This window comes from Spirulina subsalsa FACHB-351 (assembly GCF_026130165.1).
Classification (GTDB): domain Bacteria; phylum Cyanobacteriota; class Cyanobacteriia; order Cyanobacteriales; family Spirulinaceae; genus Spirulina_A; species Spirulina_A subsalsa_A.
This window is the reverse complement of the sequence record NZ_JAIHOM010000027.1, coordinates 1-22,303: the sequence shown is the minus strand read 5'-3', so window position 1 is coordinate 22,303 and position 22,303 is coordinate 1. Positions and strand designations below refer to the sequence as shown.

At 48.8% G+C, this 22,303-nt stretch carries 15 protein-coding genes and 2 pseudogenes; 11 read left to right on the top strand and 6 right to left on the bottom strand.

What is annotated here, in order from left to right:
- Positions 1-234: 234 nt before the first annotated feature.
- The 3 genes from K4A83_RS07285 to K4A83_RS07275 all read left to right on the top strand — a co-directional run bounded on the left by K4A83_RS07285 (position 235) and on the right by K4A83_RS07275 (position 6,559).
- Positions 235-783, top strand: coding sequence for a Uma2 family endonuclease (locus K4A83_RS07285; protein WP_265263807.1), 549 nt, complete (start codon positions 235-237; stop codon positions 781-783).
- 383 nt (positions 784-1,166) lie between these two features.
- On the top strand, positions 1,167-5,171 hold the full coding sequence (locus K4A83_RS07280; RefSeq protein WP_265263806.1) for a pentapeptide repeat-containing protein: 4,005 nt from the start codon (positions 1,167-1,169) through the stop codon (positions 5,169-5,171).
- Between the two features lie 128 nt (positions 5,172-5,299).
- Complete coding sequence (locus tag K4A83_RS07275) at positions 5,300-6,559, top strand: hypothetical protein (protein WP_265263805.1); 1,260 nt, start codon at positions 5,300-5,302, stop codon at positions 6,557-6,559.
- Between the two features lie 65 nt (positions 6,560-6,624).
- On the opposite strand, the gene K4A83_RS07270 is transcribed toward K4A83_RS07275, so the two are convergent.
- Entirely contained in the window at positions 6,625-7,206 is a 582-nt protein-coding gene (locus K4A83_RS07270) for a YbjN domain-containing protein (RefSeq protein WP_265263803.1), read from the bottom strand.
- 8 nt (positions 7,207-7,214) lie between these two features.
- Positions 7,215-8,384, bottom strand: a complete 1,170-nt coding sequence (locus K4A83_RS07265; protein ID WP_265263802.1) for a soluble NSF attachment family protein — start codon at positions 8,382-8,384, stop codon at positions 7,215-7,217.
- A gap of 229 nt (positions 8,385-8,613) precedes the next feature.
- On the opposite strand from K4A83_RS07265, the pseudogene K4A83_RS07260 reads away from it, so the two are divergent.
- Positions 8,614-8,847, top strand: a pseudogene (locus K4A83_RS07260) (IS630 family transposase); the annotation flags it as partial.
- Positions 8,848-9,174: 327 nt separating this feature from the next.
- Positions 9,175-9,468: a hypothetical protein gene (locus K4A83_RS07255; protein WP_265263801.1), complete on the top strand. Its 294-nt coding sequence runs from the start codon at positions 9,175-9,177 to the stop codon at positions 9,466-9,468.
- 34 nt (positions 9,469-9,502) lie between these two features.
- On the opposite strand, the gene K4A83_RS07250 is transcribed toward K4A83_RS07255, so the two are convergent.
- Complete coding sequence (locus K4A83_RS07250; RefSeq protein ID WP_265263800.1) at positions 9,503-13,351, bottom strand: pentapeptide repeat-containing protein; 3,849 nt, start codon at positions 13,349-13,351, stop codon at positions 9,503-9,505.
- A gap of 291 nt (positions 13,352-13,642) precedes the next feature.
- Between K4A83_RS07250 and K4A83_RS07245 the strand changes: the two genes are divergently transcribed.
- Positions 13,643-14,173, top strand: coding sequence for a hypothetical protein (locus tag K4A83_RS07245; protein ID WP_265263799.1), 531 nt, complete (start codon positions 13,643-13,645; stop codon positions 14,171-14,173).
- Between the two features lie 97 nt (positions 14,174-14,270).
- On the opposite strand, the gene K4A83_RS07240 is transcribed toward K4A83_RS07245, so the two are convergent.
- Positions 14,271-15,458 carry a HetZ-related protein gene (locus K4A83_RS07240; protein ID WP_265263798.1) on the bottom strand — a complete coding sequence of 396 codons (1,188 nt, stop codon included), beginning with the start codon at positions 15,456-15,458 and terminating at the stop codon, positions 14,271-14,273.
- A gap of 381 nt (positions 15,459-15,839) precedes the next feature.
- Positions 15,840-16,493, bottom strand: coding sequence for an L-threonylcarbamoyladenylate synthase (locus tag K4A83_RS07235; RefSeq protein WP_407809936.1), 654 nt, complete (start codon positions 16,491-16,493; stop codon positions 15,840-15,842).
- Between the two features lie 124 nt (positions 16,494-16,617).
- Here K4A83_RS07235 and larC point away from each other — a divergent pair, with 124 nt between their 5' ends.
- From larC to lnt, 4 genes are all read left to right on the top strand, one after another.
- Positions 16,618-17,805 carry a nickel pincer cofactor biosynthesis protein LarC gene (gene larC / locus K4A83_RS07230; protein WP_265263796.1) on the top strand — a complete coding sequence of 396 codons (1,188 nt, stop codon included), beginning with the start codon at positions 16,618-16,620 and terminating at the stop codon, positions 17,803-17,805.
- 100 nt (positions 17,806-17,905) lie between these two features.
- On the top strand, positions 17,906-18,940 hold the full coding sequence (locus tag K4A83_RS07225; protein WP_265263795.1) for an endonuclease/exonuclease/phosphatase family protein: 1,035 nt from the start codon (positions 17,906-17,908) through the stop codon (positions 18,938-18,940).
- 203 nt (positions 18,941-19,143) lie between these two features.
- On the top strand, positions 19,144-19,557 hold the full coding sequence (locus K4A83_RS07220) for a ribbon-helix-helix domain-containing protein (protein WP_265263794.1): 414 nt from the start codon (positions 19,144-19,146) through the stop codon (positions 19,555-19,557).
- Positions 19,557-21,134 (top strand): apolipoprotein N-acyltransferase, encoded by a 1,578-nt coding sequence (gene lnt, locus K4A83_RS07215; RefSeq protein ID WP_265263793.1) that lies wholly within the window; start codon positions 19,557-19,559, stop codon positions 21,132-21,134. The genes K4A83_RS07220 and lnt overlap by 1 nt, the downstream gene beginning before the upstream one ends.
- Here lnt and cofG read toward each other — a convergent pair.
- A complete protein-coding gene (gene cofG / locus K4A83_RS07210; RefSeq protein ID WP_265263792.1) occupies positions 21,078-22,052 on the bottom strand; it encodes a 7,8-didemethyl-8-hydroxy-5-deazariboflavin synthase subunit CofG in 975 nt (324 codons plus the stop codon). The genes lnt and cofG overlap by 57 nt on opposite strands.
- A 129-nt stretch (positions 22,053-22,181) precedes the next feature.
- On the opposite strand from cofG, the pseudogene K4A83_RS22870 reads away from it, so the two are divergent.
- Positions 22,182-22,303 (top strand): annotated as a pseudogene (locus tag K4A83_RS22870) (photosystem II q(b) protein); the annotation flags it as partial.

The window sequence follows — 22,303 nt, the reverse complement described above, 5'->3', positions numbered from 1 at the left end:
AGTGGTAGATTAGGTCTGGGTTTCCCCTCACGGTTCGCTGTGGGGGGTGCTTTTGTTGCTGGGCAATCGGGAATGGGGAGCAGGGGAGAGGGGGAGCAGGGGAGAGGGGGAGCAGGGGAGCGGGGGAACAATTATCAATTATCTATTCCCTATTCCCTAGCCCCACGAGTAGAGTTATTCAGCAAGCCCTACCTATAATTGAGATCAAGGTTGCAGCGTTGAGCGGAGGTTATTATGATTGCTGTTCCAAACTATGTTAGCCCAGAAGAGTATTTAAGTTTAGAGCTTCAAAGCGCCCATCGTCATGAATATAGACGGGGTTTGGTCTATGCGATGTCGGGGGGGACGGATAATCATGATCGTATTGCTTTTAATCTGCTGAAGATAATTGACGATCATCTGGGAGACTCGGAATGTCGATTTTATTCGGGTAATGTGAGGGTTAATTATCAGAATGAGTTTTATTACTATCCCGATGCTTTTGTGACTTGTGATCCTCGGGATCGGGGCGATCGCTACCTTAAGCGCTATCCTAAGCTGATTGTGGAGGTGCTATCCCCCAGTACCCAAGCCTTTGACCTTGATGAGAAGTTCCGAGATTATCAAAAAATCGCCACTTTAGAGGAATATGTTTTGATTGCTCAAGATCGGCAATGGGTCGAATGTCGTCGTCGCCAAGGGGAGGATTGGGAGGTGGTGGTTTATGAAGCTGGGGATTCCGTTCTTTTAACCAGTTTGGGATTAAGATTTGAGATGAACCAACTCTATCGAGGTTTAGATTGATCTCGCCTGTTGTCGCTGCACATTCCCCAACCTTGCAAATTATCGACCTTTGGAGATAGCCTAATCCAGAAAACTCGGCGATAATACAAACTATTCCAATGGACACCAGACTGATTCTCCCCAAAATTTTCCCTTCAACGATGTTCACCTAAATCCTGCAAGAAGTCCCGCATGATGAACAACGTCTTGGTGGCGGGGCTTTCAGTGAGTATCAGTCAAACCGATAAATTGCGACCAATAAATCAACCTTTGGACTTTTAGCACCTTCTTGTTCTAAAACTTGCGCAAACGGTCATTCTCAAGTGAGATCAATCCTGTGACAAGTTTTAAGCTTGATGTTTATTGGTTTTTTATAGCTGATAATCTATTAAAGGACTGAATCAATGAAAACGACTGTACAACCCCAAAAAGATTCATCACAACAAGCCTCCAGTTATTCTATTATACCGCAGTCTGATTCAGTCATTCAGTGTGAACCTGAACTTCAGCCCAGTTTAGCTATCCAAATGAGTCGCGCCACAGAATTTGGTCATAGTGTGACAGGGGTTCCAGTGCAAGCCGAATTAGTCGTTGGGGAACCCGGTGATAAATATGAACAAGAAGCCGATAGCGTCGCCGCACAAGCCGTGGCAGACAAGCACCACTCGGAACAAAGCACCGTACAAGCCAAAACCAATCCCACAGCCCCCACGACTCTCCCAGATCAGCCCAACAACCTAGAAACACAGTTAGCAGCTGACTTACCAGATGTGGCTGGGGGAGGAGAGAAAGCCCCGGAAATTGACGGAGGAGGAGAGAAAGCCCCGGAAATTCCGGGGGGAGGAGAGAAGCCCCCTGAAATGGCAGGAGAAGGGGAGAAAGCCCCAGAAGCCCTCGGAGAGAAAGGGGGTTTAGCCGAAGCAGCAGAGGGGGGAACTGGGGGTGCAGGAGGAGCGGCAGAAGGGGGTGCAGAAGCAACTCCTCCTCCCAAAAAAGAGGGAGAGGCCCCCTCTGAAGAACAGAAAGACATGATGGGTGAGACTTTCTCGCCAGAAACTCAAGATCAAATGGGAGAAGCCCTAGGGGAAGAGCAAAAACCGACAGGGGGGACTGAAGGGGGGGAAACTGGGACTGGAGAAGCAGGAGAACAACCACCCAGCCTAGAAGAGCGTATTCAAAAAGCCATGGGTGGTGGTGGAGGCTCCCCCACTCCAGAGGAACAAGAATCCCTCCGCAACTATTTAGGAATTGAAGATCCAGAAAATATTCAAGTCCATGATGACGAGGAATCCTATCAACTTTGTCGAGAACTCGGAGCCTTAGCTTTTACGACGGAGAATCATATCTTCTTTGGGGCAGGACAACGGGGGGATGATGAACTGTTATTCCATGAAGCGTGGCACACCGTTCAACAGGGAGCAACGTCTTTAGAGGTTCGCCCCGGTGGGGAAAAAGCCGCCGAGGACGAAAAAACCCAACCCATTACTGTGGGGGGTGAAGGAGAAGCGATGATGACCATGGCTCAGGTCAATCCCCAAGCTTTGAGTGGGCTGTTGGTGCAACGGGAGGAAGGAGAAAAAACGGCCACCGACAAGGAAGCGGAGGAAAAACAAAAAGAACAGGCCGGGGCGCAAGCGGATAATGCCAAGGAACAAGGGTCAGAACAAGGAGAAGCGGTCGAAGAGGGGGCTGACTCGGCCGAGAAAGATGGCGGGGGTGAAGCTCAGGATGCGGTAGGTGAAACCTCTGGGATGGTGGCGGAGGCGGGACCAGAGGAGACTTTAGGGGGGATTCCGGATGCACCTACCCTCAATCCAGAAGCCATGATTCCCAGCAGTGGGATTCCCACAGACGGGGAAACCGCAGAAGCCAATCTGGATGAGTTGGAGGATGAGGTTGATGTTCCTGAACCGGGTGAAGATCCTTTTGACTATAGCTGGGTAGCCACCCAACCGAATGAAGTGCCTGAATGGGATGAGGAGGTCGGAAACTACAGTTTCTTTAAGAGTGTACTTGATGGGGGGGAACCCGAGGCTCCTCAACCGGAGGTAGACCGAGGAGAATTGATTGGGGATGCCATTGGTCAAGGTCTACTCACGGGGGCGGTTGAAGGAGGGATTAGTGGGGTGACAGCCTTGGGGGTGGGAGCGATTGGCAATAAACTCCCAGTGGTGAACAATGCCCTAGCAACCTTTACGGTATTGAGTGCGGTGGGAAATAGTGAAGAAGGCTGGGCAAGTCCAGAGGCTTGGGCGAACGCACTGGCTGGGGGATCTTGGGCGGATGATGCCAAAGGGATTGGGGAGGCGGCCGGGGGGATTCTCAATGCTAAAACCCCTTGGGAGGGGATTGCCAATTACTTCAAAGGCATTATTGGCATTACCAATCTGGTGGTGAAAGTTGTTCAGTTTGTGTGGAACTTGGTCAATATTGCTGCTCTCATCTGTGGGATTATTTGGGGGGTTCTCACGGTTTTAGATATTTTATTTACCGCCATTGGTAAACTCTTAGCCCTTGTCGGAACAGCCCTGATCAGTGTGGGAAACGCTTTGATGCCCCTACCTTTTGGGGTGGGCATTCCACCGGGTACGTCATTAATTAGTGTAGGAACGACCTTAGTCAATGTCGGTAACCAACTTTGGATGTATGCACTAACGGTCTTTAAACCCTGGGCCACTACTTTTAAGGGGTTCTTCGATACGTTAAACGGCTTTCTATCGCCTCTCTCGATCGCCCTGACTATGCTGCAATCCCTCCTAGTGTGCCTGAACTTAATGTATATGCAGGCGTTGGCTTTAGATATTTTGACTTGTGAAGGGAGTATTGATGATCTGATTGCTAAACAAACGGCCCTGCGGGATTCTACCCAAAGTATGACCGGTAATGCCATAGCGATTGGGACGGAGTTTGCGGCTCAAAAGACTCAAAAAAAAGACGTCGGGGCAGAGAAAAGTTTCGCATCAGGTGGAGAAAATGCTTGGCTGGGTCAAATCCCAGTGGTGAGCGATTATATGCCCGGTGGTGACAAGTCCTTGGGGGGTATGGCAGGGGCGGCTGCAACGGGATTTGCGATTGGCGCTGAGAGCGGTGAGACGGATGAGGAAACCGCTCAAAATGAACAAAAGTATCAAGATAGTTGGTTAGCGAACTATTCTAAAAATCCAGACCAAGATCAACAAGCGTTAACGGGTTATCGCTCTGCGGCAGCTTTGTATGAGGCTTTGGGTGGGGCGGGAGAGATGCCTGAACCCCCGATGGATGCACCGGAACGAGTGGATGCGGCGGCGTTTGGGATGGTGAAGAATGAGGGAGAGCGCTTGGCTTTAGAAGCGGCTATTCAGCGCGCAGAAGAGGAAAAAGCCCTGCTTCAGGAAAATGTGGCGGGGAATCAGGCGGCTCAAGACTCTCTCGCGGCTAATCGGGAGGCGATCGCGACCTATCAAGCCGACATTGCCGAACGTCAAGCGGTCAATGACACCCTAGGGGCAGAAGCGGGTATGGGAACGGCTTTAGCTGCTCAGTATTTAGGGGTGATGGCTGCTTATTGGCCCATTTTAATCCCCATTAATATTGCCTTTGCCTTTGTGATAGCCATTCAGGGGGCCAATCAAAATGTTAAGGAAACTGGGGGGAATAATGCCGTCAATACCGAGGGCAGTAGTGCTTCTAACCCAGAAACTAATGTCAGTGGCAATGCAGATGGTCAACAAAAAGCGGGCGAAAATATGGGCAATGCTTCAGAGGCGAGTGGTGAATTAGCCGAGGAGCGGATCAGTCAACTGGATAGTGCCAGTGCTGAGGCCGAACAACATGATGCTGAAATGGAAGCAATGCAAGCCCAGTTTGAGGAACAACAGCTTGCATCGGAAGAAGACCTAGCTACGTTGGATGAGGGTCAAGTGTTAGCGGAAGAGGAACAAAGCAATAGTGAAAGCAATCGGGATCAACTGATGGCCGACCGAGAGGCGGCTATTGCCGAGGCTCAAGTCTGGGAAGAAGAATTTAGTACGTTCTTCACGGGGATTATGGAAACCTTGGGCTGGAGTGATGGAGAAGAAGAAGCCACCACCCCTGATGAGTCTGGGTCAGGTCTGGATTTGAGTGGGGCTGATTTGAGTGGCACGGATATGACTGGGGCTAATTTGAATGGTGCCAATTTGGAGGGAGCCGATCTGAGTGGAGTTACATTGGTGGATGCAGAACTTGCAGGAGCTAATTTGGCCGGAGCTAACTTAGCCAGGGCGGATCTGAGTAATGCGGATTTAAGCGATGTTGATTTTAGTCATGCGTTACTCATGGGTGCAAAATTAGTCCACTCCCTTCTCGGTAGTGCAGACTTCCAAGATGCTGATTTAACGGATGCAGACCTGAAGGATACAGAACTGGAGGAGGCTCAGTTAAATGGATAACGGGAGAGGGGGAGCAGGGGAGCGGGGGAGCAGGGGAGCAGGAGTCGGGGAATTAAGAATTATTACCTATTACCTATTCCCTATTCCCTATTCCCTTGTGGATTACAAAACTCAAATGGAAACGCTATATGACTATTCATAATGCCTTTACCCTCCTGACCCAAGCGCAACAAGCTTTAGCCGAGAAGTTAAAAACTTTTGGGGAGGTTGAGCCAAGGGTGATCAGGATTTTTGAACAACTTCAGCGTGCGGATCAACAATTTCAGGCGAATCAATGGGCCCAAGCGGCTGCTACCTATGGTCAAGTCGCTCAATTGGCGGCCCAAGCCAACCAAAAGGAAATTCAAGCGCAAGCCTGCTATGCTCAGGGGGGGATGTTGGCGGTTCTGCCAGACCAAAGGTCGGCCGCCCTTGAGGTGTTCCAACAGTCTGCTGAATTGTTTGCTCAGGTGGGCAATCTGCAACTCCAACAACAGGCTGAACAACAGATGGAGCAGTTGCGGAAACGTTTGATTGATCAGTCTTCTGAGGTGCAAAGCTTGACGGAGGCGATCGCGCAATTAAACCCCCAAACTCAAGTCCGTCAGATCCTCGAACTTTACCATCAACGCGCTCGACTCTATTTACAAGGGGGTCAATGGGAGAAAGCCTCGCGGGATATTCAGGCGATGTTCACCCTCGCGGGAACAACGGAGGATCTGGATCTTCTGAGTTTTGTCCTGAGTCAGTTTTCCCCCGGTGAAAACAGCGAATCTGAGCTATTGTCCCCTGTCTTCGACTACCTCGCCCAGTCTGGTCAAGGGGGAGAAAATCGCCTGCTAGAAGATTTGTTAAATCACTATCGGACTCAAATCCATCAACTGATTAATCTTCCTGATGAGCTATTCAACTCGGTTAATGTGGACCACCTCCTGAGTTTAGGGGAAGGGACTCTGGAGGAAAGCCAAAAGTTGGCGGAAGGACTCACCCAACAAGCCACTCAACTCAATTATTCTGCTCTCTATCAAATTGGTACTACTCTCCAATTTTGTCAAAATACAGAGGCGGCTTTACAAGCAGGTCAGTGGCAAACAGCTTTAGACCTAGCCCTCCAAGAACGCCAGCAAGCCCTAGAGGCAAAAGATCCCCAACGTTATTTCCGTTTTACCCTAGCCTCTCTAGTTTTAGCCCAAGCCTATGAAGGATTAGACGATCGCCCGGCCACCATTGAAGTCTTGCTCAACTGTAAAAAAACCCTAGAGCATTACTTGGGCAAAACAGCCGGTCAGCCTATTCTAGAACTTCTCAATGGGTTAGAAGGACGTTGGGGGAAAGAAGAGTTACTCAAGGCCCGCTTGATTTACCGCGAACAGATGCAAAAACAGGGTAAATATCGTCTAGATGATTAATTCTGACATTCTCCCGCTCCCCGGCTCCCGATTTGGCGCTGAAGCGCAACTACGAACCCGGGATGTTAGGCGTTCGCGAAGTGTTGCGAAGCGATCGCATCTTGAGGAGATATCCGTCCCTCTATCACCCCTTGAATCCGTTCAAAATAACGAGTCATCATATTTAGATTCGTCACTAATACTTGCTGCAATAAAGCAAAAGTCACCGGGCATTCTTTACAATCAAGGCTAGTGCGATAGCGTAACTCCCCATCCCCGAGATCCATTTCAAAATTCCCAATCAGTAAATAATAATTCAGTCCGGTTATAAACTCAGCCACATTGGAGTGCTGTGCTTCCGGTATTTTTTGGGGATAAACCGAATACACTACAGCCTGTTTTTGAGGTTCATGAGCAACAAAAAAGACCATCCATTTCTGCCCATTAGCTTGATAGGTGAAATATAAACTATTTTGATTAGGAATAACTTGATAATTCCACTGTCTTTGTTCAAAAAAACTTTTAACTTTCTGAAAAATTAACCCATCCTTAACATTGTTTTTGGCGGAATAGCTATCCTCCGTTAATTGTCCCATTGCTTCTTGAACCAACTGAGAAACCTGCTGCAAAAAATCAGAACCTTCTTGAATCCAAAATGAGCTAGACATAATCCTTTCTATGAACATCTCTCCGACATTTTTCGTTTAAACCCTGCCTTGGCTTCTTCAAACCGACTACACCCCCAACGTTGCTCTAAGCCCTCAACAAACTGATTCACTTGTTGACCCGATGCACTGGCTAAGGACTGATCCAACGTCGCCTTACACATCAATAAACTTTCCAACGCACCCACATCATCCCCTAACCCTTCCTGGGCTAAAGTCATCAACAAACAAGCCCATAAATACCGAGTATAGCGGTCTGGGTTATCAGCGACTAAAGCCTTTTTCCGAGCTAGGATGGCAAAATCCAGAACCTGCTGCCACTGATTATTCTGTAAGGCAATCATGGCTTGTTCTAAATGTTCATCATTAACAGGTAAAAGACCTTGACGTAAACTCTCCTCCAGTGCCGAAAGGGGGTCAAAACTGGGGAAATCCTCTAAGAGATCACCTTGTCCCCGTTGTCGTGCCTGTATCTTTTCGAGTAGATCAGGACGATTCAGACCTTCGGCATAGGCGATCGCACTTTCCCAGTCCCCTTGTGCCGCTTCCCCTTGCTCATTAGCCTCATACCACTGAGCGCGGAAACAAAACAAATCCACCCGAGTTTCCGGGTCAATCTCCGCCAACAACGGATTATTCAGCAAACCATCAATCGTCCGGCCAAAACGTTCCAGCGCCCGGTCTACCTGAGCAAAAAACCGCTCAACATCCGGCGAATCCTCCAAAAAAGCCTGCAACTGCTCAGGATTAGCACTCAACTCCCGGACTTGCTGCTGAAACGCCAACCCATCGGGAGCAAAACTCTGGCGAATCTCCTGAGCTACATTTTGCTGTCCCAACTGCTCAAACAACTCCGCCGCCCGTTGTAAAACCGATTCCGAGCGTGATTCCCCCCCCTCATCCGTCGCCGCCAACCCTTGCAAAGCTAATCCTTGAGCATACAACGCTTGAGCGAGGGGCAAACTTTCCCCCTCTGCTGCCGCCAACTGGGCTATCTCAGCAAATTGCGCAGCCCCTTGTTGCCAGTCACCCAAACTCAGGTACAAAATAGCCTTCTGTAAATAAACCGCCGCCCGTTGCCCCCCTTCTTCAGGAGCCAAAGTCATCAGTTGACCATCCAATTCGACCAAAGCAGCCATCACAGACTCATTCGAGGCAGGTTCTGAGGAAAAACGATTCATAAGAAAAGGGTGGGAGTTTGGAAACTCAGTGTCTTTAGACCTGAGAGGAAAAACGACTCAGGGGAATTTATTCCCCGTGTTCTTTTAATTTACCGCATGATGAGGGTCTTCGATCTATTTTTTGACCGTTTCACTACTATAGCGTTCCCATTTGAGTTGTGTAAAAAAGGCTCGCCTGGAATCGACATAGGACAATAGCCCAGAGTTCACGTCTCATTAGGACTAGCTATATCATCAAGGAAAAGAAATGAAGGAATTTTTGAGAGAGCAAAACGGAGAGAAAAAAGCAGAAGATTGGCGAGTGACCTGTGTCAAATTTGCTCCTTATGCCCCTCAATGTAATCCAGTTGAAGCCATTTGGCTACAACTTAAAACCTTGCTGAGAAGAGCTTATCGCTTTGGCAAGACTTTTAAAATTGTTAAACGTTTGTTTGAAATGTTTTCGGTTTGTGTCTGGGTTTGATCTTGTTAATGAAATGGGAAAAAACCGTCACTTTTCGGCACTCTCTTCTGAAGCGGCTGTTCAAACTTGCCTATCTGTAGGAGAATCAATTAGCTCTTTTGCTAAATTGCTTTCAAAGTTCAAGAATGGTGAACTAGAACAAAAACCTAGAATCCCGAATTATCGAAGAAGTGGGTATCAGGTTGTTTCCTTCCCCCGCCGTTGTCTAAAATTAGTTGACCGACAGATAAGATTGCCACTAGGCAGACAAACAAAAGCATGGTTTGGACTTAGTGAGTTTTTTGTTCCCATGCCTTCTAACCTTTGTGTTCTTTATACGGTATTCAGTTGGTTGAAACCGAAGAAAGCTATACTTCTCAATCCAGTTTTTTAGATGCTGACGAGATTCCTGTATATGGTGAAAAACCCGATGAATGGAAATCTTCAGGTAAGCGTATTAGAAGAGGATTGTTTCAGTCAGCAGACGGTTCTTTAATCAACGCTGATTGTAATGGTGCTTCCAATATCCTAAGAAAGGTAGCGGTAACACTTGGGCTTGACCTGAGTGGAATCAGTAGAGGTGTTTTGACTACGCCTTTGAAGCTCAATCTTTGGGCTATTCAAGAATCTCAGCGTCTTTAGACCTGAGAGTGTCAATCTGTTGCTCTCCTTAAGACTATACACTCAAACCCACAGCATTCTCAGTTTTAGCCTTATCCAGCGTCGCATTATCCAGCGTTGCTCCTGTTAAATCCGCTTCCGTTAAATCCGCCCCCGTTAAATCCGCCCCCGTTAAATCCGCCCCTTGTAACTGAGTTTTCGTCAACGTTGCATTGGACAAATTCGTATCACTTAAATCAGCCCCCTTTAAATCAACCTCCGTGAAATCAATCCCACTTAAATTTGTTCCGCTCAAATCTAAATCACTTAACTTCACCCCCGCAAAAGGCCCATCTCCCTCATCTTCACTTTCCTCATCCCCACTATCCCGTTCAAATTTACCCTTCCCAATGCTCCCCTCTGTGGCCTCCAAATCATCATAAATCTCCTGCTTCTTCGCCTTATGCTCCACAATCCACATTTGAATATTCGTAATAGACTGTTGACGCTCCGCCAGTAATTCATCCTGCTGCGCCTGCAACATATCCAAACCCTCATCAATTTCCGTATCCAACTGATCAGAATCCCCTTTCGCCTCTTCCGCATCCGCCACATCTTGTTCTTTCTGTTCCCGGAAACCTTGTAACTCATTATCTTGAGCCGTAGCCGCAGAATCCGCTTGAGCCAACTTACCCTTATTCGCCTGCATCCCGGCAATTCCCTTCTGCGAAGCTCCCCCCGTTTCTTTCAAATCATCCTTACTCTGACCAGAACCGCCAATCGCCGCTTCCGGCTCCGCCGCACCCCCATCAACATCCTTCGCCGCATCCTCTTTCATCCCGCCTTCAATATGGGGTTGCTGTCCCTTCGTCATCCCCTCCACATTCGCCGCTTGTGCTTGTCCCTGAGCCGCCGTCTGTTGCGCCTCAGCCATTAACGCCGCCGCCTGATCTTGTTGGACTTGTTTTTCCGCAACATCCGCGTGATACTGATCAATTTGGGCTTGATTGACAGCCACCGCTTCGATTAAAGCCTGACTTCCCATAGAAGATTCAGCCGCTTGCGCCTTAAGATTTTGGTTAATACCCTTATTAATCGCCAGTGCTTGTTTTTCTTCCTCCAAATCCTCATAGGCGGCGGCAGATTCATTAATTTTTACCACATCATCATCAGGAGGAGCAGGCAATTCCTCCGCCCCCTGAATAATTCGTTGTTGCAGAACTTGAATGGTCAAATTATCCTTCGCCCCACCTAAATTTTCTGCCTTACCTCCAACCCATTCCCCAGCCTTGCCAGCGAGTCCATCCGTAGAAAAATATTTTTCAGACTCATCATCCCCTTTCCCGGCGGCCATAAAAGCAGCTTTAGCAATTGTTTCACTAGCCCCGCCCTCACCTAGAAAACCTTTGGCTAAGTCTCCGGGTAACTCTTGTTGCTTCGTCCAATCTTCAAAAGCCTTTTTTTTCTCTAACCCATAATTTTTTTGAACATCTGATTCAGCAAACAAATTGCCAAAGGTTTCGCTTTCTTCATAATCTTCCACCTTCGTGGCAAAGTTGGGATTAGCCTCCTCAAACTCTTTTAGTTTTTTAGATTTTTGTTGAAAATCTGTCTCATTTTTGGCATCTTTGCCAAAAATGGTTTCAATCTCCGGATCTTTAGGCGCAGGTTTCTTCGAGACAGCTTTTTTAATATCATCTCGACTTTGATAAGTTGAAATACCATCCGCCACTAAACTTTTGACATGACCTTTCAGCTTTTGTTGTTTTTCTAACAGTTCTTCCGGATCTCCTTCAAAAGTTGCAATATCAATGGTGCGGAAAAGTACCGCCAAAGCACGAGGCGGTAGACTGGCTGCGGTAATCAGGGTTTCAATCAGTCCCAGTTTTTTGGTGATTTTTTGTAGGAAGGCTGCACCTTTTTTCAGAAAAGCACCCGCAACTTTAAAAGGTGGGGCGGCGGGTGCTGTGAACACAAAAGCAGCTAAAACTGCGCCAATCCCTATAGAAATTAAGCCCAAGATAAACATAATCGCAGAAATCAGATCCAGAATATTTTTGACCGTTGTGATAATCTGCTTCACAAAGGTCATAACCCCTAAGATTAATTCCATGAAAGAAGCGAGACGATTCCAAACACTTCCTTCTCCTAAACCTGACCAAGCCCCGGTAATCGCTTTAGCATGATCCCCAAAGACCAAAATGTTCTCTTTCCACCATCCTTCCGGGTCCACTGCAAAACTGGCAATGGTCATAATGGGGCCAATAGCTTCTCCCACCGGACCCGCCGCGTTGGGGAACTTCTTAGCAAAGGCTTCCATGCCCTTTTCAGCTAAGGCAGACAACCCGGCGGAAATCGCTGCCGAAAGAGCCGCTTCTAGGATGCCACTGCCAAAGGCTCCCATAATCAGAGAGGCTTTGTCTACTCCGACTCCCTTTTCACTAAATTTCTCAGCAACTAAAGCTTGACTATCGTAGCCTTCCCCAAATTGTGACCAAAAATCGGCATCCCCCGGATCTTTATCTTTAGCCGATTGGAACATTTCATGGTCTTTCATTTCTTCATCAAACCCGGGGAGTTCTGCCTCTTTGGTCGGTCCAAAATACAGATGGGAAAAATCATCAACTTCGACCTCAACTTCCCCTTCTTCTGGGATGTCTGACATCTCTACGTTGGCCTCTTCTACCTCAGTGCCGCCGTCTGTTATCTCGGCTTGTTCGGGTAGCTCACCAGCCTCCTCGCCCCCTTCTCCGGTGGGTGCTTGTTCTTCTTCGGCTTGGGTTTCGCCGCCCCCTTCTTCTTTGGCTTTGTCTTCGTCTTCTTTCCCTTTTTCTTGAGCCGCGTCTCCTTCGGCTTTGGCTTCTTTTTGTTCTTCGGATTCTTCTTCGGCTGGCGCTTGTTCTTCAGCTTTGGGAGCTTCGGCGGCGGGTGTTTCCTCCTTAGCTTCTTCCCGTTGGATGACGGGATGCTCTTGGGGTTTGGTCATGACGGCTTCTTCAAGGGGGGATTCTGTTCCCTCTTGAGGGGTCATGGTTTCTGCGCCATCTTCGGGCTGTGGGGTTTCTCCTTCGCTGTCGGTGGTGGTAACGGCTCCTTGTTGGATACAGTGGGTGGCTTCGTGGAATAGCAGTTCATCGTTGCCATATTCCCCGTTGGCGAAGAAGATATGATTGCTGGTGGTGAAGGCGCGAGCGCTCATCATTTGGCAGAGTTCGTCTGCTTCGGGGTCGGTATGAATGACAATGGCTTCAGGATTGGCGATCTTTAAACGTTCCCGTAGTTTCTGCTGGTCGTCTTCGGGTAAGGGGGTGCCACCGCTACTCATGGCTTTTTGAATGCGGGCTTCTGGGGAGTCTCCCCCGCCTTCTCCGCCTTCCCCGTTGCTAGAAGATGAGGGGTCTATATTGGCGGCTTCGAGTTGCTCACTGGTTTCTGGGGGCAGCATTTCGGCGGTTTCTTCGGGGGCTATCCCTCCCTCGGCCATGTCTTGGGGGGCGGCTCCCTCTTCTCCGGTTGCGGCGGCGGTGGTTTCTGCGGCAATGTCTTGTCCTTGACTTTCTAAGTCTGCTCCTTCTGAGGTCAAGTCTCCCATGTCTGCCATGTCCCCCATGTCGGCTCTGGAGATGTTCATGTCGGGTTGGGTTTGCCGTTGGATGGGGGTGTTTTGGGGTTTCATCCGCACGGCTTGGGCGGCGACGGTATCGGCTTCTTTTTCGTATTTGTCGCCCGGTTCTCCGATGACTAATTGAGCTTGGACGGGGACTCCTGTAACACTATGACCAAATTGGGCGGCGCGGCTCATTTGGACGGCTACACTGGGTTGGGTTTCGGGTTTGGACTGAACGGCTACACTAGATGAGGGGTTGAAATGAGTCTGGGAGGCTTGATGGGTTGGGTCTTGTTTCTTTTGGGTTTTAGTTGCCATGAGTTCAGTCCTGCTTTTGATGGTTTGCCGCTAGGTTTTTGCACCGGGTCTTGTGTAAAGCCTTCAAGGTCTGGGTGAGATCCTTGGGTGAGTTATAAGATACTTATTAAGTTTTTAAAAAAGAAAAATAGTTGGATCGCGCTAATTTATTCTTTAGTATGCCTTAATATTCCCCCTTGGGGAGTCGCCAAAAGTCGATATATTCGGATGGGTGAGGGGGGGCTGTGGCAGTCAATTGCGAGAGGAAAGGTTAAGATCGGGATAATTACTGAGTTTTTACTACTTTCTCTTATGCTTTCTCTTTCTACTTTTTCAGTTGCTGTGATGGCCTTGGTCATTGGGGGGTTTATTCCACCTGCTACGGCGACTTCGTTCACGTCTCCCCTGTTGGTGGTGGAAGGGGATCATTTTGTCACGGTACCGACGGAAACTCGGTTTCGCGATCGCCCTTTTAATGCCACAACCCTACAATTGATTCCCACTTGGTCGGATGCTTGCGAGACTTACAATCTACCGGGGTATTGTAGTTATCGCCGTCAATATCTATTCAATAATGCCACGGTCACGAATATAGGCGCGTCTACGGAATACGCTCAATTGATTCTGACCCCTAATGTTGCCCTCTCCCGTGGTGAGGCGTTGAATTATGCTCGGATGCTCAGTCGGGGAAGAATGCGATTAAATCGGATTACCGAAGAAACCCGAGAGCGCATTTTGTATGATGAAACCGACCCGGAGATGGGTGGGGGATTTGTCCTCGAATTGTTTCGCAATAATCAAGGACAAGTTACGCAGATTATCTTTAGTGTGGTAACGCCCTGATGGACGGGAAAAACCCCCAAGGGGGGCTAGGACTAGAGGGAAGGTGGGTAGAATGCCCCTGATTGTCCCCCCCTTCCCACGGGGGGGATTGTCCTCTTCATTGGGCCTCGTTGCGCATTTTGGAGGCCAAGTCCAAGAGTGCGGTCCAACGTTTTTGTAATTTTTTGGCGGAACACCCCAAGCGGGTTTGAATCTCAGCGTCACTAACTTGATTTTGTTTGAGGGCCAAGAGTTCGCGATCACCTTCAGAAATTTGACTCTGAAATTGTTGCCACTGGTCATAGGTCATCCCCAATTTTTGGTCTAAGTCTGCATCTAACCACTGATGAACCAGTTTCCAGTGGGTGGTTCTGGCGAATTTGTCCACATGGTATTTAAACCGTTGTTGCAGATAGTCCCGTTGACGGGGGGTGAGGCCTAAGATTTCGTCAATTTCTGATGCCGGGAGGTCTTGGAGTTTCAAGGCTAAGTAGTCGGCACAGTCGGAGTGACCTTGGTCTTTCAGGTACTCAAACAGGGAGGCAATCACCCGGTCGCGTTTGACGTTTTCCCAAGGATCTGGGGTATCGGCGACCATTTGGGAACGCACTTGCTGGACGGTGGCCGAGCGTTGATAAGCTTGCGCGTCTTCATCTTTGGCGAATTCTACCGCTTGTTCAAGGTCTACGCTGGTTTCTTTGGGTTGACGACGGGAGAAACTTTGCGCTCTCAGGATGATTAACTGTTGAGCGTAGCCGTTGGGTAAGGTGATCCGACGTTTGGCATATTGTTCGGTGAAGGCCATATATTCCGCTAATTCCAATTGGGTGCGGGGTTGGTAGTCTTCAGCTACCTCATTTTCTCGACGGAAGGCTTTTAAGGACTCGACATAGAAATCCTGTAAAAAGTCTTCAATCAAGTTATACCGACCGGAGAACCCCATTTGTAAGCGGGTGGGGGCAATATGACGGTATACCATGACGCTGAGGTTGCTGTGCAGTTCGACGCGGCCTTGTTTCGCGCCTAATTTAAAGTAGGAAAGACATTTGTTTAAGCGGTGGTAGCCTAAATAAAGTAAGTGAGTGCGGACTTCCCCGGAGCCTTGGATGCGATCGCTTTTGCTGCAAACTCGACGCACTTCTTCCGCGATACGGTGGGCGACAGCGTGAGCAGAACGACCAGATAATCCAGCGCGATCGCGAATTTCTTCGAGCAAGACAAACTCTAAGGGCGATTGTTGCTTTTCCGGATGGGTCGTGGTGGGATCGGTAGATTGTGATACAAAGTGACAGGTGTGTGCTTGCATGGTAATGCCCCTTAAAACAGACGACAGAGTAACAAATCAAGTTTCAGGATTCGGGAAATAAATCAGCCATTGCTTGAACCGTTGGCGTTTTCCTGTTCCTGATACTTTGACTTTACGCGGTCACGCTTTGACCCTGGGGGGTTCTTGTGTCAGAACCTCAAGCTTGCGTGATCCGGTGATACACCCTGACAATTGGCACAATCGGCAAAGAAGCGCGAATCTCAATGCTCATCTAACTTTCAGCCGATCTGCCTTGGGGCGATGAATCTGTTCCGCCACTTCTCCTATCCCCAAAATGGAGACAGTTCAGAAACTGGAGGCCAGACTGCAAAACATCCGTAAACCCATTCCGTTCTGTTGTGGGAGACATTTTGACCCAGATTAATCACTTAGGACTAACCATTCTTCCATCGCTTCCCATCCAAGACCTCTCCGAACCACAGAAGGTTTCTCACTGGTCAAATCTAATATGGTGGATACTTGATGACCGGGGTCTGAACTATCGTCAATAATTAGGTCTACCAAGGGTTCGAGGGTATCGAAAAAGCGACTCCGTTCTAGGTCAAGGGTGGGAAATTCGCCGTCTTCGTCGGGTAAATGGGCGGAGGTGGAAATAATCGGGTTGCCCAAGGCTTGTAATAACTCTAAACAAACTTGATGTTGGGGTACCCGGATACCTGTGGTCTTGCGCTTGGGATTCATGACGATTTTGGGGACTAATTTGGTGGCTGGTAGCACAAAAGTATAAGGCCCTGGAATCAAGCGCTTCATGATGCGATAGGCATGATCTGTGACCCAAGCATAATGGGAAATATTAGAGAGAGAGGAACATAGGAAGGTGAGGGGTTTATCATTGGAAAGCTGTTTGAGTTGTCTGACCCGTTGTACCGCCGATTTAACGCTCATATCACAACCGATGGCATAAACGGTATCGGTGGGATATAACATGATTGCCCCATCTCTCAGGGCGGTTACGATTTCTTCGAGACTGCGTTTTTGGGGATTTTGAGGGTGGATGTTATAAAGGGTAGCCATAGAATAAAGGGGGAAAGGAGGGGAGAAAATGGTTAATGTGAGCTTTCCTAAGACGAAAGAAATCTGCACAATAATTGTAAAAGCATTCATCGTATACCGATTTTAGTAAGGATCTGACAAATCAATGGGGAAAATCGCTTATTTTGACTGTCCCACGGGAATCGCTGGGGATATGTGTTTGGGGGCTTTGGTGGATGCGGGGCTGCCTTGGCAGGAGTTAAATCAACTGTTACAGGTTTTGGGATTGGCGGAAGAGTGTCAATTGTGGTCTGAAGAGGTGTTACGGCAAGGTCAACGGGCGACGAAGGTTCAGGTTAAGGTGATGACGAGGGATCATCACCATCACCGACATTTACCGGAGATTGAACAAATTATTCAAGGGGCGACGTTACCCCCCCAGGTGAAGGAGTGGAGTTTGCAAATTTTCCGACAGTTGGCGATCGCAGAGGGTATCGTTCATGGTGTCGCCCCGGAAAAGGTGCATTTCCACGAGGTGGGGGCAACGGATGCCTTGGTGGATATTGTGGGGACTTGTTTGGGCTTGCATTATTTAGAGATTGAAACGCTCTACTGTTCGGCTTTACCGACGGGAGGAGGAACGGTAAAAGCGGCTCATGGCCGGATGCCTGTGCCTGTCCCGGCGGTGTTGGAGTTGTGGCAAATGCGCCAAGTTCCGGTTTATAGCAATGGCATTGAACGGGAATTAGTGACTCCCACGGGGGCAGCTATTGTCACCACTTTAGCGGAACAATTTGGTCCGATCCCAGCGATGCAGTTAGGCCGAGTGGGATTAGGGGCGGGGGATCATGATCTGTCGATGCCGAATATTTTGCGCCTCTGGATTGGAGAACGTCAGGAAAAGACGGAGGCGGAAACCGTTGCGGTGCTTGAAACTCAGGTGGATGATCTCACCCCTCAAGCGATCGCCTACACGAGCGAGGAACTGTTGAAAGCTGGGGCGCTAGATGTCTTCACTCAGGCCATCGGCATGAAAAAATCCCGCCCAGGTCATCTTATTACGGTAATTTGTCACCCGGAAACGGTAGAGGATTGTCAAGACATTTTATTTCGAGAAACCACTACTTTAGGCATTCGTTCCCGTCTACAAACTCGCCGGATTCTAGCACGAGAATTGTGCAAGGTTGAAACCCCCTATGGTGAAGTGCGGGTCAAAATTGCCCGTCAGGGAACAGATGTCATCAATATACAGCCGGAATATGAAGATTGTGCCAAAATTGCCAGAGAACGGCAAAAACCTTTAGCCACTATCCAACAGATGGTTTTACAGGAATTCAAGGTGAATGGATTATAGCGGTTCCCAATCATTGATCAACTCTCAGAGCAGTTTCTCATAATACGTTAAGCTCCTTGTAACCCTTGTATACTATTCCCTGTTCCCTTTGCTTTCTCTTGTGGATTACAAAACTCAAATGGAAACGCTAGATAAATTACTGGTGATTTGGGGTCTGGTTTTAGGCGTTTTCATCCTAGCCCTGATCCTCTTCTTTTTTTGGGCGAGTGCGGCACATTACCCGCAAGAAAAGTATGCGGAAATTGTGCGGGATGATGCTGTTTTTACCCCAACTAAAGAGCAGCCCGTTTTTAGCGTTATGACCTACAATATCGGGTATTTGTCAGGTTTAACTAATAATGAGGCCACCCGTCCCCCACGAGAACTATTTGAGGAGAATTTAAAGCGAGTTCTAGGGACGCTCAAACCCTTAAACATTGATATTATGGGGCTACAGGAGATTGATCTGCCCTCTCACCGTTCCTATGAAGTCCATCAAGTGGAGGCTCTCAGCAAGGGGTTAGGGATGGCTTATGGTGCGATCGCCATTAATTGGGATAAAAACTATCTCCCGTTCCCCTACTGGCCCCCTAGCGTCCATTTTCGCCGCATTCTTTCCAGTCAAACTATTCTGAGTCAATCCCCGATTCGCCATCATGAGCGCCTAGTTTTAAGCCCGGTGGAAAACCGTCCCTTTTTCTACAAGGCTTTTTATCTTGATCGACTGGCACAAATCGCCGAAATTGAGATAAATGGACAACCTATTATTGTGATTAATGTTCATTTAGAAGCCTTTGAGATTCCCACTCGTCGCCGCCAAACTAAAGCCGTTCTTGATATACTGGCACAATATGAAACAGACTATCCGGTGTTATTAATGGGGGATTTTAATAGTGATCCCCATTTAACTCCAGATGCTCCTGATTCAACGATTCAACTCCTATTAAATCATCCTAAAATTCGCTCTGTTGTGCCAGAAAAAGCCATGAATGAGCCAGAGATGAAAACATTTCCCTCTAATGAACCAACGGTTAAACTGGATTATATTTTTTATACTCCCGACTCATTGGAATTAGTTAACTCTAAGGTTTTACAGAACATTGGACAAGCTTCTGATCATCTTCCCGTTTTGGCAAAATTCCGACTGGTTAACTAATAACTGGAGTTTAGACTGGAAGGAGAGACTGGCTGGAATGGGATTGGTTTTCTGTTCCAGACTGGGCAAGGGGTGACTTGATGGGAGTCCATCGCAAAGATACACTATGGGTCGGTTAACTCTCTCCGACATTGCAGATAAATGTCGCGTAAATGTATCCGCTAAAATAGTCCTGAATTCCTGTTCACCTTTGTTCTAAATCCATGACCTTAAAAAATATTGGGGTAAAGTTGCCAGAGGATTGGCTCGCTGAAGTGGATGATTTTGCCCAACGCCACGGACTCACCCGGAATGATGTGATGAAAATGGCGATCGCGCAGTTTTTGGGCAAAACCAAAAAATCTTCCACCGACGAGAAACTGGAAAAACTAGCTCGGGCGGTGACTAAACTCAATGGTAAAATCACCTCCCTCAACGACAAAGTGAACGATTTAGAACAGCAAACCGTTGTTCATGTCTTACCCCCGGAACCCATCTCCCCCCCCAAACAAATTCCCCCAGCCTCCAGTCGTCGCCTTCCCTCCATCCCCCTTGATGCCAGGGCGCAACAAATCGGTTTAAGTCCCCAAGAGTTGTTAGACCTTTGTCCTTGGTTGTCACCGTGGGAGGATCGTTAATGTGGCGTAAAAGGCTCACCCGATGGGGACAAAAATTACAAGGAGATTTAGGCTGGGTTCTTTGTGGGGGCTTATTAATGGGCTTCACCCCCGCCCCCCTCGAAGCCTTTCCCTTAGCTTGGATTGCCCTAGCTCCCCTGTGGTGGGCGGTGGTGCGGGGGACTCCCCGACAAGCCATCTTCTATGGCCTCGTTTGGGGCTGTGGTTATCACGGTTTAGCCCTTTTTTGGATCACCGGAATTCACCCCATGACTTGGATGGGAGTCCCTTGGCTCGCTAGTTTGCTCATTGCCCTGTTGTGTTGGCTATTTATCACCGCTTGGGGGGCTGCCCTCGTCGCGGGTTGGGCTTTGGGCATGGGCTGGTTAAACCGGGTGCATCCCCCGGCAAAAATGAGCCAATTTGCCCCAATTTTGCCCTATTTAGCCCCGTTGAGCCGAATTTTGACCGGAATTGCCCTCTGGTGTGTTTTAGAGGCCATCTGGCGTTCCGGGGATTTGTGGTGGTCGTCCTTAGCCTATACCCAAAGCCCCCATAATCTGTTCATCCTTCATCTGGGGCAACTGTCGGGATCTGGTATGGTAACGGCGGCCATTGTTTTAGTCAATGGTATCCTCGCCGAGGGGTTACTCTCTCGTCGTTGGCAGGCTTTGGGCTGGGCGCTCAGTTGTTGTCTGGTGCTGCATCTGGTGGGATTTACCCTTTATAGTCGCCCGTTAAATGACCAAAATCCCCTAACCATTGGCATTATTCAGGGCAACGTTCCCAACGAGATTAAACTGTATCCGGCTGGCTGGCAAAAAGCCATTGAGGGCTACACCCAAGGCTATTTAGATTTAACTCGTCAGGGGGTGGAGGCGGTGCTTACCCCAGAAACGGCCTTACCCTTCATCTGGAATGAGCGGTTTCGCCAGACTCGTTCCTTTTATCAAGCGGTGTTAAACCAAGGCGTGTTAGTTTGGATGGGGGGATTTGGTCAAAAAGGCGATCGCCTCACCAACAGCTTATTTACCCTCAGCGGCACAGGAGAAGTCTTACACCGCTACGACAAAGTGAAATTAGTCCCCCTGGGCGAATATATTCCTTTTGAGTCCCTCTTAAGCCCCTTTATTAACCGTCTCTCTCCCCTCGACGCTCATTTAGCCTTTGGAAAACCGGATCAAATTGTACAAACTCCTTTCGGTCAAGCCATTGTGGGCATCTGTTACGAGTCCGCCTTTCAAGACCATTTCCGCCGCCAAACCCGACAAGGGGGGGAATTCATCCTCACCGCCTCTAATAATGCTCACTATAGCGAAGTAATGCCCGCCCAACACCATGCTCAAGACGTGATGCGTGCCATTGAAAATGATCGCTGGGCCGCCCGTGCTACGAATACCGGATATTCCGCTTGGGTTGATCCCCACGGCCGCACCCTCTGGATTTCCGGCATCAATCGCTATGAAACCTATATCGGCACTCTATACCGTCGGCAAACTCAAACCCTTTATGTCCGTTGGGGGGATTGGTTAACCCCGTTGTTATTCGTGGTGATGGTTGGGGTTCAAGGGGGGAGATGGTTTAACCAGTCCTTGTAACGGTTCCGACAACCAACCCAAATATTGGGGGTAGACAGGAAGACGAGGCACTAATTGCCAGCCATCCGGTGCGATCGCCTCCTGCAACGCCGCCACCTGAACATGGGGATAATCGGGATTGACCTCATCCTTGGGGCCAATTCCCCCCAAATCCCGCGCACCAGCCGCTAAACAGGCCCGCAACATTGCCCCATCCCCCACTAAATTGGGGGGAATTTGCAGGGTAATCTCTGGGGGTAAAATTTCCCGGGCTAAGGCAACGGCCCGCAACAATTGCCCCTCCTCCCTTGCCTCCCCCTCATAACTCTGGGTTGCCCCTTGGCTGTGGGGTTGCAGGATCACCTCTTGAATATGTTGGTATTGTTCATGAATGGACGCGATCGCCCTTAAACTGTCAGCCCAATCCTCCTCCTGCTCCCCAATCCCCAACAATAAGCCCGTGGTAAAGGGAATCCTTAACTCCCCCGCCCAAATCAACTGTTGTAACCGCACCTCCGGCCGCTTACTGGGTGCTAGTCGATGCACCGTCTCCAACAAGCGAGGAGTCACCTGTTCCACCATTAACCCCATGGAAACATTGACCTCTCGTAACCTTGCCATTTCCCACCGACTCAACGGCCCCACATTGGTATGGGGGAGATAGCCCAAACTTAACGCCAACTCACATAACTGATAAATCCGCTCAAACCAAGCACCACGACGGGAACTTTGGGGGTGAACCTCCCCACTGAGAATCAGGATTTCCACCACCCCCGAATTTTGGAGCGATCGCAAAATCCCCTCCGCCTCCCTCAAACTCAACCAATCCCCCACCCCCGGATCCTCGCGGAAATTGCAATAACCACAGCAATTAAAACACTCATAAGTCGGAACTAGAGTATAAGCCGGACTATAAGTAATTTTCCTCCCCTCTTCCATTCTCCCCTCAAAAAATTCTCAGAAACACTTTACAAATTGTAATGCACCCCCTATAATGAAACCTAGCGGAAAGCTAATCTAGGACTTTCCCATCATCATCCATTATCTAGATTTAGAAATTATCAAACCATGACAACCACCATTCAACAGCGCGAAAGCGCCAACGTTTGGGAGCGGTTCTGTCAGTGGGTAACCAGCACCAATAACCGTCTTTACATCGGTTGGTTCGGTGTTCTCATGATCCCCACTCT

Excerpts from the sequence above, each read along its gene's own strand:
- K4A83_RS07250 (WP_265263800.1), bottom strand. The coding sequence starts at position 13,351 with ATGGCAACTAAAACCCAAAAGAAACAAGACCCAACCCATCAAGCCTCC.
- K4A83_RS07285 (WP_265263807.1), top strand. The coding sequence starts at position 235 with ATGATTGCTGTTCCAAACTATGTTAGCCCAGAAGAGTATTTAAGTTTA.
- K4A83_RS07265 (WP_265263802.1), bottom strand. The coding sequence starts at position 8,384 with ATGAATCGTTTTTCCTCAGAACCTGCCTCGAATGAGTCTGTGATGGCT.
- larC (WP_265263796.1), top strand. The coding sequence starts at position 16,618 with ATGGGGAAAATCGCTTATTTTGACTGTCCCACGGGAATCGCTGGGGAT.
- cofG (WP_265263792.1), bottom strand. The coding sequence starts at position 22,052 with ATGGAAGAGGGGAGGAAAATTACTTATAGTCCGGCTTATACTCTAGTT.
- K4A83_RS07245 (WP_265263799.1), top strand. The coding sequence starts at position 13,643 with ATGCTTTCTCTTTCTACTTTTTCAGTTGCTGTGATGGCCTTGGTCATT.
- K4A83_RS07220 (WP_265263794.1), top strand. The coding sequence starts at position 19,144 with ATGACCTTAAAAAATATTGGGGTAAAGTTGCCAGAGGATTGGCTCGCT.
- K4A83_RS07240 (WP_265263798.1), bottom strand. The coding sequence starts at position 15,458 with ATGCAAGCACACACCTGTCACTTTGTATCACAATCTACCGATCCCACC.
- K4A83_RS07280 (WP_265263806.1), top strand. The coding sequence starts at position 1,167 with ATGAAAACGACTGTACAACCCCAAAAAGATTCATCACAACAAGCCTCC.
- K4A83_RS07270 (WP_265263803.1), bottom strand. The coding sequence starts at position 7,206 with ATGTCTAGCTCATTTTGGATTCAAGAAGGTTCTGATTTTTTGCAGCAG.
- K4A83_RS07275 (WP_265263805.1), top strand. The coding sequence starts at position 5,300 with ATGACTATTCATAATGCCTTTACCCTCCTGACCCAAGCGCAACAAGCT.
- K4A83_RS07235 (WP_407809936.1), bottom strand. The coding sequence starts at position 16,493 with ATGGCTACCCTTTATAACATCCACCCTCAAAATCCCCAAAAACGCAGT.
- lnt (WP_265263793.1), top strand. The coding sequence starts at position 19,557 with ATGTGGCGTAAAAGGCTCACCCGATGGGGACAAAAATTACAAGGAGAT.